The sequence below is a fragment of the Arthrobacter sp. P4_F10 genome (assembly GCF_056401435.1).
In genome coordinates this window covers 70,013-82,719 of the sequence record NZ_JBFUJJ010000009.1, presented here as the reverse complement: position 1 = coordinate 82,719, position 12,707 = coordinate 70,013, and the positions used below count along the sequence as shown (strand labels likewise).

Genomic DNA, 12,707 nt, shown 5'->3' with positions numbered 1-12,707 from the left:
GTATACGCGCGGAATCCGCAAGTAATATCGGCGGAACCCTCAAAACCGCGCTAGGCTCCCTGAAGGAAAGAAGGAGACGCCTTGTCAGCAAATTCGGAGCAGTCCGCACCCACCGTGCCGGGATCAACACAGTCATCTACAGCCGCGGGCACCCGCCGGCTGACCAAGGTGCTGATCGCCAACCGCGGAGAAATTGCGGTGCGCATCATCCGCGCCGCCCGCGATGAAGGCATCGCCTCGGTGGCTGTCTACGCGGACCCCGACCGCGACGCGCTCCACGCCCGGCTCGCCGACGAGGCCTACGCCCTCGGTGGCAACACCGCGGCGGAGTCCTACCTCGTGATGGACAAGATCATCGACGTCGCCCGCCAGTCCGGCGCGGACGCCATCCACCCCGGCTACGGCTTCCTGGCCGAGAACGCCGAATTCGCCGCCAAGGTGATCGGTGCCGGCATCACGTGGATCGGGCCCTCCCCCGAAGCGATCTCTGCTCTCGGGGACAAGGTCCAGGCCCGCCACATCGCCGAGAAGGTCGGCGCCCCGCAGGTCCCCGGCACCGCCGACCCGGTCGAATCCGCCGAGGAAATCCTCGAGTTCGTGGACAAGTTCGGCCTGCCGGTCGCCATCAAGGCGGCCTTCGGCGGCGGCGGTCGCGGCATCAAGGTGGCCCGCACCCGCGAAGAAATCCCCGAACTCTTTGAATCCGCCGTGCGCGAGGCCACCGCCGCCTTTGGCCGCGGCGAGTGCTTCATCGAGCGTTTCCTGGACGCCCCGCGGCACGTCGAGACGCAGTGCCTCGCCGACGCCCACGGCAACGTCGTGGTGGTCTCCACCCGCGACTGCTCGCTCCAGCGGCGTAACCAGAAGCTCGTCGAAGAAGCCCCGGCCCCCTTCCTCACCGAGGAACAGAACCGCCGGCTCTACGAATCCTCCAAGGCCATCCTCAAGGAAGCCGGCTACCTAGGCGCCGGCACGTGCGAATTCCTCGTCGGCCAGGACGGCACCATCTCCTTCCTCGAGGTCAACACCCGCCTCCAGGTGGAGCACTGCGTCTCCGAGGAAGTCACCGGAATCGACCTCGTCCGCGAGCAGTTCCGGCTGGCCTGCGGCGAAGAACTCGGCTACGGCGACCCGGAAGTCCGCGGCCACTCGATCGAATTCCGCATCACCGGCGAGGACCCGGGACGCAACTTCATGCCTGCTCCGGGCACCATCACGACACTGAAGAACCCCACCGGCCCCGGCGTCCGCATCGATTCCGGCGTGGAGCAGGGCGATGTCATCAGCGGCAACTTCGACTCCATGCTCTCGAAGCTGATCGTCACCGGCGCCACCCGCACCCAGGCCCTGCAGCGGTCCCGCCRCGCCCTTGAGGAAATGGTGGTGGAAGGCATCCCCACCGTCATCCCGTTCGACCTCGCGGTTGTCACCAACCCCGATTTCGCACCGGCCGACGGCGCGTTCAAGGTGCACACCCGCTGGATCGAGACCGCGTTCGTCAACGACATTCCCGCCTGGACCCCCACGGGCACCGAGGCCGAAGCGGCCGATGCCGGCGACCGCCAGCGCGTCGTCGTCGAGGTCGGCGGCAAGCGCCTGGAAGTGGTTCTGCCGGCGTCGCTGGGCTCGATCAGCAACGCGGCAGGCGCCAAGCCGGCCAAGGCCAAGAAGCGCTCCCGCGGTGGCGGCGCAGCTGTGGCCGCGAGCGGCAACGCGCTGACCTCCCCCATGCAGGGGACCATCGTGAAGGTGGCCGTGGCCGAAGGTGACACCGTGGCCGAGGGCGATCTCGTCGTCGTGCTCGAAGCGATGAAGATGGAACAGCCGCTCACCGCCCACCGCGCCGGGATCGTGATCGGCCTCTCCGCGGCGGCCGGCGAGACTGTCTCCGCCGGCGCCGTGATCGCCATGATCGAGGACGGCGAGGAGTAGTCGACGCTGCCGGTCGCGGGCGCGCCTCTGGCGCCTCCGTGACCGGCCAGTAGAGACTAGGTGTGTGAAGCCATTCCTGCTCCTCGCCTCGCGCGCGGAAGACACCGCCGCCGAGGAAGAATACCGCGCCTATCTTCGTTACTGCGGGCTCAAGCCGGAGCAGCTGCACCGCATCCGGATGGAAGCCGCACCGCTGCCTGACCTGGAACTGTCGGACTATTCGGGCGTCATTGTGGGCGGCAGTCCCTTCACCTCCAGCGACCCGGCCGAGCACAAGAGCGCCACCCAGCACCGGGTGGAGCGAGAACTCGCCGGGCTGCTGGACAGGATCGTGGCCGAGGACTTCCCGTTCCTCGGCGCCTGCTACGGCGTCGGCACCCTCGGACTGCATCAGGGCGCCGTGATCGACCGGACCTACGGTGAAGGCCTCGGCGGTGTAACCATCAAACTGACGGMGGAAGGGCTGCAGGATCCCCTCCTGCGCGGACTGCCGGAGAGCTTCACGGCGTTCACCGGCCACAAGGAAGCCTGCACCGTCCTGCCCTCCCACGCGGTGCTGCTGGCGAGCTCGGCCGCCTGCCCGGTGCACATGTTCCGGATCAAGACCAACCTGTACGCCACCCAGTTCCACCCTGAGCTCGATGCCGAAGGGCTCGTCACGAGGATCGATATCTACCGCCACGCCGGTTACTTCCCGCCGGAATCGGCCGAAATGCTCATGGAGGACGCCCGACGGTTCACCGCGACGGAACCGATGAAAATCCTGCGGAACTTCGTGGAGCGCTACGCCGGCTGAGGGCCCCGCCCACGGAAAAGCCCGGTGTGTTCACTGAACACACCGGGCTTTTTGCCTTAGTGGAGAGCGTTAGGCCACATTGTTGGTGTAGTCGATGTCCCGGGTTTCCTTGCTCACGAACAGGGCGATCAGCGTCAGCACGGCCATGGAGGCGAGGTAGACGCCCACCAGCACTGTGCTGCCTCCCGCCAGTTCCCAGAGCCAAACGGCGATGAACGGAGCCACGGCTGCACCCAGGATGCTGGAGACGTTGTAGCTGATGGCGGAGCCGGTGTACCGGACATTGCCCGGGAACAACTCCGGCAGGAGCGCACCCATGGGACCGAACGTCAGGCCCATGAGCGAGAAGCCGATGATCAGCAGTGCCATGGCGCCCACGAATCCGGCGCTGAACAGCGGAACGAACAGCAGGCCGAAGGCGAGGATGCCGGAAGTTACAACAATCAGCATCTTGCGGCGGCCGAATTTCTCAGCCAGCGGGCCGGAGACCAGCGTGAAGATACCGAAGAATACGACGCCGGCGATCAGCATCCAGAGGAAGTCGTTCCGGCTGTAGCCCAGGCCCGGGACGAACGCTGCGGCAGCGGCCTCGGTCATCGGTTTGCCGGCCTTTTCGGCGGCGGCCTTAGCGGTGTCCAGGCTGGACGCCCGGGTGCCGTAGGTCAGCGTGAACGTGGTCATCAGGTAGAAGAGCACGTAGGTGGCGAGCATGATGAACGTGCCCAGGATCAGCGGACGCCAGCTGGTCTTGAAGACCCGTGCCAGCGGCAGCTTGGCAACCTCATTGGATTCGAGGACCTTGGTGAAGGCCGGGGTTTCGATCAGCTTGAGGCGCACGTAGAGGCCGATGATGACCATGACGGCACTGAGCAGGAACGGCACCCGCCAGCCCCATTCCATGAAGGCCTCCGGCGTCAGGGTGTAGCTGAAGACCAGGAAGATCACGTTGGCGATGATGAAGCCGATCGGGGCTCCCAGCTGTGGGAACGTGCCGTAGATGGCCCGCTTGTTCGACGGGGCGTTTTCGGTGGCCAGCAGCGCCGCGCCGCTCCATTCGCCGCCGAGGGCCAGGCCCTGGCAGAAGCGCAGGACCACGAGGAGCGCCGGGGCCCAGAAGGCCCAGCCCGGGACGCTCGCCGTCGGCAGGCAGCCGATCAGGAAGGTGGCAATGCCCATGGTCAGCAGCGAGGCAACGAGCGTGCCCTTGCGGCCGAACTTGTCACCGAAGTGGCCGAAGACCACCGAGCCGAGCGGGCGGGCGATGAACGCGACGCCGAATACAGCGAAGGATGCCAGCAGCTGGGTGGTCTCGTTCTGCCCGGGAAAGAAGAGCTTCGGGAAAACCAGCACGGCAGCGGTGGCGTACACGTAGAAGTCATAGAACTCGACGGTGGTGCCGATCAGGCTGGCGACAATCACGCGGCCGCGCGAATTCACCTGCTTGGTAGACCCACGCTCCGCGGAGGTTGCAGTGGATGACATGTAGTAACGCTTTCATGAAGACCGGTCGGATGTTCCCCAAGAGCCCGATGCCCGGGGCCGCCGGCTAGGGATTCGTATAAGTCCGATATTAGTTCCCACCGTCCAGTAAATGGACAAATGGTCCGTTATTTGGACACCGTGTCGTTGTCTCACGTGGTGGTCGTCACACCCATTCTCACACCGTCATAAAAGCCCCGATAGGCAAAAGTCACAGCGCGTTAATAAACCGCGACCGTCCCTGAAACGCGGCATCCCTACCTTTGAAGGACAACACCCCCCAAGGAGGTCTCCTAAGTGACTGCTGAACGCACCGCCGAAATCGGCACCGCAGATGCCGGCGCCGCCCGCACCGACGCCCTTACCCTCGACCACCGGCCCGGCCGCTGGATCGCCAACTGGGATGCAGAAAACAAGGAACAGTGGGAATCGGCCGGCCGCTCCATCGCCCGGCGCAACCTGAACTGGTCCATCTTCGCCGAGTTCCTGGGCTTCGTGGTCTGGCAGCTCTGGTCGATTGTTGTGGTCCAGCTTCCCGCCGCTGGTTTCACATTCTCCACCAGCGAGATCTTCTGGCTGATCTCCATGCCCAGCCTGGTAGGCGCCACGCTGCGGATCCCCTACACGTTTATGGTCCCCCGCTTCGGCGGCCGCAACTGGACCATCGCCTCGGCCCTGCTGCTGCTCCTCCCCTCGATCGGGCTGGCCATGTGCGTCTCCAACCCGGAGACCCCTTTCGGCACCATGCTGTTCGTGGCAGCCCTCGCCGGCTTCGGCGGCGGCAACTTCGCCAGTTCGATGGCCAACATCACCTTCTTCTACCCGGCCCGCGAAAAGGGCTGGGCCCTGGGACTGAACGCCGCCGGCGGCAACCTCGGTGCCGCCGTCGCACAGCTTGCCGTTCCGATCGCCATCACGCTGCTGGCAGCCGGCACCGTCAACCTGCCCGTCGCCGGCCTCATGTGGGTTCCGCTGATCCTCCTGGCAGCCTTCGGTGCCTGGAAGTACATGGACAACCTCACCAGCGCCAAGGGCGATGTCGCGGGCTCGCTCGCCGCGCTCAAGGAACCGCACCTGTGGATCATGGCGCTGCTGTACATCGGCACCTTCGGCTCCTTCATCGGCTTCGCCGRCGTGTTCCCCAAGCTCATCAAGGACTACTTCCCGGCGTTCTCCTCAATCGGCGTCGGCACTGTGGCACTGTCCCTGGCCTTCCTCGGCCCGCTGGTCGGATCCCTGGCCCGCCCCTTCGGCGGACGCCTGGCGGACCGGATGGGCGGGGCCCGCATGACCGTCGCGGCGTTCGCGGCCATGGCCGTCATCACCCTGACCATGCTCTGGACCCTGCCGCTGAAGAACTTCTGGCTCTTCCTGTTCCTGTTCCTGCTCCTTTTCACCGCCAGCGGCTTCGGGAACGGCGCCACGTACCGCATGATCCCGATCATCTTCGCCACCTCCAGCCGGGCCGCCCGCTCCGGTGCCAGCACGGTGACCACCCAGCGGCTCGCGTCCTCGGCCCTGGGCCTGATCTCGGCCATCGGCGCCTACGGCGGATTCATCATCCCTCAGGTCCTCAACGCCTCCAACACCGCCAGCGGCTCCTACACGTCAGCCTTCTACGGCTTCATCGGGGCCTACGTCCTGATGCTGGTGGTCTGCTGGTTCTTCTACATCCGCAACGCCAACCGAAACGCGATGGGACACGTCTAACATGACCACCGGCGCCGACACGCACTGCCCCTACTGCGCCCTGCAGTGCGCCATGACGCTCACATCTCCAGCGGCTCTGACCCCGGCTGTCCAGCCGGGGTCAGACCCCGTGTCGGAGCAGTCTGCGGCCGACACCCCCGTCGCCCTGCCTCTTCTGACAGTCGCCGGCCGGGATTTCCCCACCAACCGCGGCGGTCTGTGCCGCAAGGGCTGGACCTCGGCCTCACTGCTGAACCACACCGGCCGCGTCACGGAGCCCCTGCTCAAGGGCGCCGACGGCGTCCACCGCCCGGTCAGCTGGGACGAGGCCCTCGGGCGGATCGTCTCGGCTGTGAAGCAGGCCCGCGCCGAGCACGGGGCGGACGCCGTCGGCGTGTTCGGCGGCGGCGGCCTCACCAACGAGAAGGCCTACCAGCTGGGCAAGTTCGCCCGGCTGGCCCTGGGCACTTCGCGGATCGATTACAACGGACGGTTCTGCATGTCCTCGGCCGCCGCGGCCGGCATGCGCGCGTTCGGCCTGGACCGCGGGCTGCCGTTCCCGCTGGCGGACCTCGACGCCGCCAGCACCATCCTGATGCTCGGCTCCAACGTGGCCGAGACCATGCCGCCCTTCGTCCAGCACCTCCAGGGTGCGCGCGACGCCGGCGGGCTGATTGTGGTCGACCCCCGCCGCTCCGCCACCGCCGCTTTCACGTCCGACGGCGGCGGCCTGCACCTGCAGCCGTTGCCCGGCACCGACCTCGCCCTGCTCCTGGGGATCTCCCACGCGGTGATCCACGAGGGCCTCGCCGACGCCGGGTACATCGCGGACCGGACCACCGGTTACGAAGCCGCGGTCCGCAGCGTCGCGAGCTTCTGGCCGGAACGCGTCCAGTCGATCACCGGCGTCCCGGCCGGTCTGATCCGTGAAACCGCCCGGCGGCTGGCCGACGGCGCCGGCAAGGGCGGCAGCTATATCCTCACCGGCCGCGGCGTCGAACAGCACGTCGACGGCACCGACACCGCCACGGCCGCCATCAATCTCGCCCTCCTGCTGGGCCTGCCGGGCTCCGCGCGCAGCGGCTACGGCACACTCACCGGCCAGGGCAACGGCCAGGGCGGCCGCGAACACGGCCAGAAGGCGGACCAGCTCCCCGGCTACCGGAAGATCACCGATCCCGCCGCCCGCGCCCACATGGCAAAGGTCTGGGGCGTGCCCGAAGCCCTGATCCCGGGCCCCGGCCTCCCCGCCGTCGAACTCCTCAAGTCCCTTGGACAGCCCGACGGCGTCCGGTGCCTCTTCGTGCACGGCGCCAACGTGGCGGTGTCCGCCCCGGATGCGAACGCCGTGATCGCGGGCCTGCGCAGCCTGGACTTCCTGGTGGTGTGCGACTTCTTCCTCTCCGAGACCGCCGCCGAGGCGGACCTGGTCCTGCCGGTCACCCAGTGGGCCGAGGAAGAAGGAACCCTGACCAACCTCGAGGGCCGCGTGCTGCGCCGCCGCCGGGCCCTCACTCCCCCGCCCGGTGTCCGCAGCGAGCTGTGGATCATGACCCGGCTGGCCGAAATGCTGGACGCGCCGTCCGCGTTCAGCGAGGACCCGGAAACCGTGTTCGAGGAACTCCGGCTCGCGTCCTCCGGCGGCCTGGCCGACTACTCCGGGATCGACTACGCCATGCTGGACCGCGGCGAGGCCGCCTACTGGCCCTACCCCGCCGGAAGCGAAGGAACGCCGCGGCTCTTCCTGGAGGCCTTTGCCCACGCGGGCGGCCGGGCCGTGTTCACGGCAGTGACGCCCCGGCGTCGTTCTGTTTCTTCGAGCTCTGCGGACCGCGCCGGTGTTGGTCAGTCCGGAACGCCGATGACCCTCATCACCGGCCGCCTCATGGAGCACTACCAGTCCGGCGCGCAGACCCGCCGGGTGGCCGCGCTGGCCGAAGCCCAGCCGGAGGCGCGGCTGCAGCTCCACCCCGCCGCGGCCGCCGCCCAGGGAATCGCCGACGGCGACTACGTCTCGATTTCCAACGAACGAGGCGTGGTCAGCTGCCGGGCCGAACTGAGCACGGACATCCGCCCGGAGACGGTGTTCCTGCCGTTCCATTTTCCGGAACTCGAGAGCGCCAACCGGCTCACCGAGTCCGCCACGGACCCCATATCCGGGATGCCCGAGTTCAAGACCAGCAAGGTGTGGATCCGCCTGGCGGTTCCCGGCGGCGCGATGTGCGGGGACGCAGTTTCCGTGGGCGCGGCGGGCAATCGCAGCGGAGTTCCGGCCCGCGTTCTTCAAGCAGAGGAGACCTCATGACTGAGCGGATTGTGGTGGTGGGCTTCGGGCCCGTCGCCGCGCGGCTGATCGACGAGCTGTTGCCGGCCGTGCGCAGCGGCATCGCCCACCTGACGGTGATCGGTGACGAGCCCGAGGCGGCGTACAACCGCGTGCTGGTGGCCGATCTTGGCGTCGGCCGGACCACGCCGGCCGCCCTGGCCCTCGCCGACGCGGCAGCGTTGGTGGCCGACGGCGTCGACGTCCGGCTGGGCGTCCGCGTCCGCCGTGTGGACCGGGCCCGGCAGCAAGTTTTGTTGAGCGATGGCACCTCCCCCGGCTATGAGCGGCTCGTCTTCGCCACCGGTTCGCGCCCTGTCATCCCCAACCTCACCGGCCTCAACCCGGACCCGGCCGCGCCGGTGCTGCCGCCGGGCGTGACCGCCCTGCGGGATCTCCGCGATGCCTCCGTGCTCCATTCCGCCGTTGCAGGCGGAAAGCGGGTGGTGGTCCTGGGCGGCGGCGTGCTGGGCCTGGAGACGGCCCTCGCCGCGGCCGAGGAAGGCGCCACCGTGACTGTGGTGCACAACGGCCCGCACCCCCTGGGCCGGAACATCGACCGCGGCGGCGGCTCCGTACTCGCGGCTTCCTTGCGGAATTGCGGCGTGCGGGTGGCCGGCAACGCCCGCTCGGTCGGCGTGGAGCACAACGCGCCCGACGGCGGCTTCTCGGCCCTGCTGCTCGATGACGGCTCCGCGATCGACGGCGACCTTCTGGTGCTCTCCTGCGGTGTCCGGCCGCGGACCGAACTGGCGGAAGGCTGCGGGCTCTCCACCGCCGCCGGGATCCTGGTGGACCACAAGCTCCGCGCCCACCACGAACCCCACATCTTTGCGATCGGCGACTGCGCCGAAGTCCGCTGCCCGGACCCCGAGTGCGTTCAGTGCCGGACCGCGCGCGGCCCGTCCGGCCTGGTGGGCCCGGGCTGGCGGCAGGCCGAATGGCTCGCCGACTATCTGACCCTGTTGGCGTCCGGCGCTTCTGCCGAGGCGGAAGCCTTGCCGTCCCTTGCGGCGGAGCTTCCGGGCGTGATCGTGCTCAAGGCCCGCGGCATGAACATGGCCGTGGCCGGGGATGTTTCCGCAGACCCGTGGGACGAGGAAGCCCTGACGGCCGGTGCCGTGAACGGCCGGGCGCGGCTGCAGATTGCCCAGTGGGCCGATCCCGAGCACGGCCGCTACGTGAAGATGACCACCCGGGCCGGCGTGCTCGAGGGCCTCGTGTCCGTGGGTATGCCGCGCACCTCGGCCGAGCTGGTGCAGCTGTTCGAACGCGGCGCGGAACTCCCCGCAGACAGGTCGCTGCTGCTGCGCCTGGACGGGCCGGACCAGGCCGCTGCCGCGGGTTCCGCCGACCCGGGCCGGACGGTCTGCCGGTGTGCGGGCGTCAGCGGGACGGCCATAGCCGCCGCTGCCTCCGATGGCTGCGGGACGGTGCCCGAGGTATCCGCGGCCACCCGCGCCGGCACCGGCTGCGGCGGCTGCCACGACGACATCAAGGGGATCATCGAGGCCCACTTTCAGGGGGCGGTTGCCTGATCGTGGGGTGTCCTGAAGGCAGGGAGCCCGGACCAGCCTGAGGCACAGTTCAGAAACGTTTACTGCGCTGCGCTGTCGAACGTCTTCTGCCACTGGGCATGCTCGCGGCCTGCGTCCAGCCGGCGGTTCGCAGTCCACCTGGGCAGGTATTCGGGCGCGGGCATCTCGCGGGCAGGCTGGGGCTTGGACTTGGGCTCAGGCCGGGTCTGGACAGGCTTGGGTTTAGGACGCGTCTGGACAGGCTTAGACACAGGCCGGGTCTGGACGGGCTTCCGGGGGTAGCTCGGCCTCGTGTCGGCCGCGGCGTGCCTCTTCCAGGCCACAAGCGCCCAAATGGCGAGTCCGGTCAAGGTGAGTTGCCAGTAAGTGACCAGTATCGAGATGACGACCAAGATTAGGAATAGAGCGGGGATCCACATGGCGACATTATGCATATGGGACACGCCCGGAGGTAGAGGACTTGCTCCCTGATCGCCCGCACGGGAATTGTCGTCCGCTTGGTCCTCCCCGCCGTCCGGATGATGAGGTCCACGGGCGGCGGAATGCCCGCCGGATTGCGAAGGGGTTCGGTTGCTGCAAGTTGCTTGCGCCGTAACCTCCGACAAACGCAAAAGCGTCCCCGGAAGTTGCCGGGGACGCTTTTGCGCTGGAATCTGGCGTCGCGGAGTTCAGTGCGTTCAACGCTCACAACTCGACTCCCCGTCGCGAAGCGGGCCTTTCTCCCCTTGGCGCAGCCGCTGCTGCAGCGATGCAATGGACTGAGGTCCGTTCGTCTGCAGGAGGCATTCCATGAACGTCCCGGTTATTTTGGCGCTCGGTGCAATAATTGTGTTCGCCGTCGTGATGGGTGTTGTCATGTCACGAGAAAAGGATCCGCAGCGGCGGGCCGCCGCGCTGACGCGCACCGGAGCGGCCGTCATGGCGGCGTTCACGGTCCTCGGGGGAATCTTCATCGGCGGGTTCGCGATGCAGGAGCCGGGCGGAACAGCCGGAACGCTGATAACGCTCGCCTGGGTCGTGCCGATGCTCATCCTCGGGGTCTCGGCCTGGTTTTGGCCGGCGGCAACCGCCCCCCTGCTGCTCGCCCTCGCCTCTGCCTTCATTGCCGCGTGCGTGTGGCTCGCCTTCGACCCCGCTGCCCTGAGCACCTTCCTCAGTGACAACGGCCCCGTTATAGCCGTCAGCGTGCTCGCGTTGGCTTTCCCGGCCGCCATCCTCGGGCTGAAACTCACCGCCCTGGCCGGCTGGCTGCTGGTGGCCCTGGGGGTTCTGCCGCTGTTGATTACGGTCATCGGAAGGTCGGGCGCGGTCGGATCGCTGATCGCTGCCAGCCTGGTTCCCCTGGTCTGCGGGATCGCCTATCTGCTGTCCGCCCGGATGGCTGGGGCCAGTTCGACGTCGGGAACCATTCACCCGGCGGCCGCCTAAAACTGCCGCGCCGCCGCCGAACCCGGCCGCGTAACGCAAATCGGGCCACGGGCAATCGGCGGGTAGCATCGGGGGCATGAGCGCCGAAGACGACGACATCACCGAAGAGTTGCTGGCCGACGCCGGGAAGCTGACCGGATTGAGCCTGGAACTGCTCGGGCTCGACCCGCACCCGGATGATATGACGGCCGAGCAGCGGCTCCAGTTTGATCCCGAGGACCTGGCCGAGATGGCCGCCGTCGATCCGGACGACCGTCACAAGGCCGTGGGCCAGACCCGCCTGCTGGCCGGACTCCTGTGGAACTCGTCCAGCATCCTCATCGACCAGCTGTTCCGCGATCTCGGCACCCTCAGCACGCTGGAGGTTGTCACGCCGGCCGACATCGCCGGGACCTCCGTCCTGTCCTCGCTGCCGCCTCAGTTCGCCGCCAGCTACGACGCGAAGTTCACCCAGAAGTTCATCGTGGTCGCAGCAGATGTCACCGCGTCCCTGGTCCGGGGCTGGACCGCGCCCGGATGCCTCGCAGCGGAACTCGCCGTCCGCTGCCTGCTCGATCAGGCGGAAATCACTGAGGAAATCTACGAACTGGACCTTCCGGAGAACTGGCGGGCCGCCGTCGGGGAAGTCCTGCTGGAGGACGCCGAAAGCGACGCTCTGTACTCCGACGACGACGGCGACAGCCCGGACAGTGCCGACGCCGACGCCGGGAAGCTGGGTTTCGAGCACTGGTACCGGCCCTTTGCGCCCGGCGATACCGTTCCGCCGTACGCCTACTCCTGATCCCTGCTTCTGAGTCCTACTTCTGACTGCCCGCGCTAGGCGAATGCCGCCAGATAGTCTTCGGTGAAACGCCGGACGCCGTCCCACTCGGTGTAGACATAGTCCCGGGTGGTGTCGGTGTCGAGGGATCCCTTGTCCTTGGCGATCTTCTTCATGACGTGCTTCTTGATGAACCCGTAGTGGGTATAGAGCAGGGCGCCGGCGAACAGCCCGACGTGCGCGGGCCGCCACCCCGTGTCCTGCTCAAACTTTTCCACGTAGCCCTCCGCGGTCTCCTCGTCTCCTTGGGCGGCCATGCTCACCGAAACCAGGGCGGAAGGCAGCCGCTCGAGCTCAGCGCGGTTCTTCTTGACGAAGTCTGCGACGTATCCCTCGTGCTTTCCCACGTGCACCGAGGCCGCCACGATCACGCCGTCGTAGCCGCCCGGCAGAGGGTCTGCAGAATGTTTGAGGTCCGCCGTCTCTGCCTGGTGCCCGTTCGCCCGGATTACCTCGGCGATGTAATCCGCGATTTTTGCTGTTTGTCCTTCAACGGTCCCGTAGGGGATATAGATTTTGGCCATGTGCCAAGTTGACCTCCCCCGGCTGTGACGCACTACGGCCGAAGGTCCCGCGGGCGGCAACGCACGGCCCTCTTGACGCCCGCACTCTTGACGGCGGCGGCCTACCGACGTGAGATGGACGAAGGCCCGGTCCGGTTCTGATTCGACCGGCCGGTACACAAGCAGGACCCACGATGAA

General features: G+C 67.6%; 9 protein-coding genes. 7 read left to right on the top strand and 2 right to left on the bottom strand.

All coding sequences use genetic code 11. The annotated features are described in order from the left end of the window. Nucleotides 1–81: 81 nt before the first annotated feature. Together AC1DR1_RS11860 and AC1DR1_RS11855 are read left to right on the top strand one after the other, a co-directional pair. Nucleotides 82–1,932 (top strand): acetyl/propionyl/methylcrotonyl-CoA carboxylase subunit alpha, encoded by a 1,851-nt coding sequence (locus tag AC1DR1_RS11860; RefSeq protein WP_476992629.1) that lies wholly within the window; start codon nt 82–84, stop codon nt 1,930–1,932. A gap of 64 nt (nt 1,933–1,996) precedes the next feature. Then, nucleotides 1,997–2,728: a glutamine amidotransferase gene (locus tag AC1DR1_RS11855; RefSeq protein ID WP_476992628.1), complete on the top strand. Its 732-nt coding sequence runs from the start codon at nt 1,997–1,999 to the stop codon at nt 2,726–2,728. Between the two features lie 69 nt (nt 2,729–2,797). Here AC1DR1_RS11855 and AC1DR1_RS11850 read toward each other — a convergent pair whose 3' ends face one another. Further along, nucleotides 2,798–4,210, bottom strand: coding sequence for an MFS transporter (locus tag AC1DR1_RS11850; protein ID WP_229993232.1), 1,413 nt, complete (start codon nt 4,208–4,210; stop codon nt 2,798–2,800). A 294-nt stretch (nt 4,211–4,504) separates the two neighbouring features. Between AC1DR1_RS11850 and AC1DR1_RS11845 the strand changes: the two genes are divergently transcribed. The 5 genes from AC1DR1_RS11845 to AC1DR1_RS11825 all read left to right on the top strand — a co-directional run bounded on the left by AC1DR1_RS11845 (nt 4,505) and on the right by AC1DR1_RS11825 (nt 11,966). Further along, the gene (locus tag AC1DR1_RS11845) at nt 4,505–5,917 is read left to right on the top strand and encodes an MFS transporter (protein ID WP_476992627.1); all 1,413 of its coding nucleotides are present in this window, start codon (nt 4,505–4,507) and stop codon (nt 5,915–5,917) included. Between the two features lies 1 nt (nt 5,918). After that, nucleotides 5,919–8,201 (top strand): molybdopterin oxidoreductase family protein, encoded by a 2,283-nt coding sequence (locus AC1DR1_RS11840; protein ID WP_229993231.1) that lies wholly within the window; start codon nt 5,919–5,921, stop codon nt 8,199–8,201. Then, a complete protein-coding gene (locus AC1DR1_RS11835) occupies nt 8,198–9,757 on the top strand; it encodes an FAD-dependent oxidoreductase (protein WP_229993230.1) in 1,560 nt (519 codons plus the stop codon). Before AC1DR1_RS11840 ends, AC1DR1_RS11835 begins: the two co-directional genes overlap by 4 nt. 789 nt (nt 9,758–10,546) lie before the next feature. Further along, nucleotides 10,547–11,185 (top strand): hypothetical protein, encoded by a 639-nt coding sequence (locus tag AC1DR1_RS11830; protein ID WP_229993228.1) that lies wholly within the window; start codon nt 10,547–10,549, stop codon nt 11,183–11,185. A 76-nt stretch (nt 11,186–11,261) separates the two neighbouring features. After that, nucleotides 11,262–11,966: a hypothetical protein gene (locus AC1DR1_RS11825; protein ID WP_229993227.1), complete on the top strand. Its 705-nt coding sequence runs from the start codon at nt 11,262–11,264 to the stop codon at nt 11,964–11,966. A gap of 35 nt (nt 11,967–12,001) precedes the next feature. Here the strand turns inward: AC1DR1_RS11825 and AC1DR1_RS11820 are convergent, their stop codons facing one another. Then, nucleotides 12,002–12,529, bottom strand: coding sequence for a flavodoxin domain-containing protein (locus AC1DR1_RS11820; protein WP_229993226.1), 528 nt, complete (start codon nt 12,527–12,529; stop codon nt 12,002–12,004). Nucleotides 12,530–12,707 lie beyond the last annotated feature (178 nt).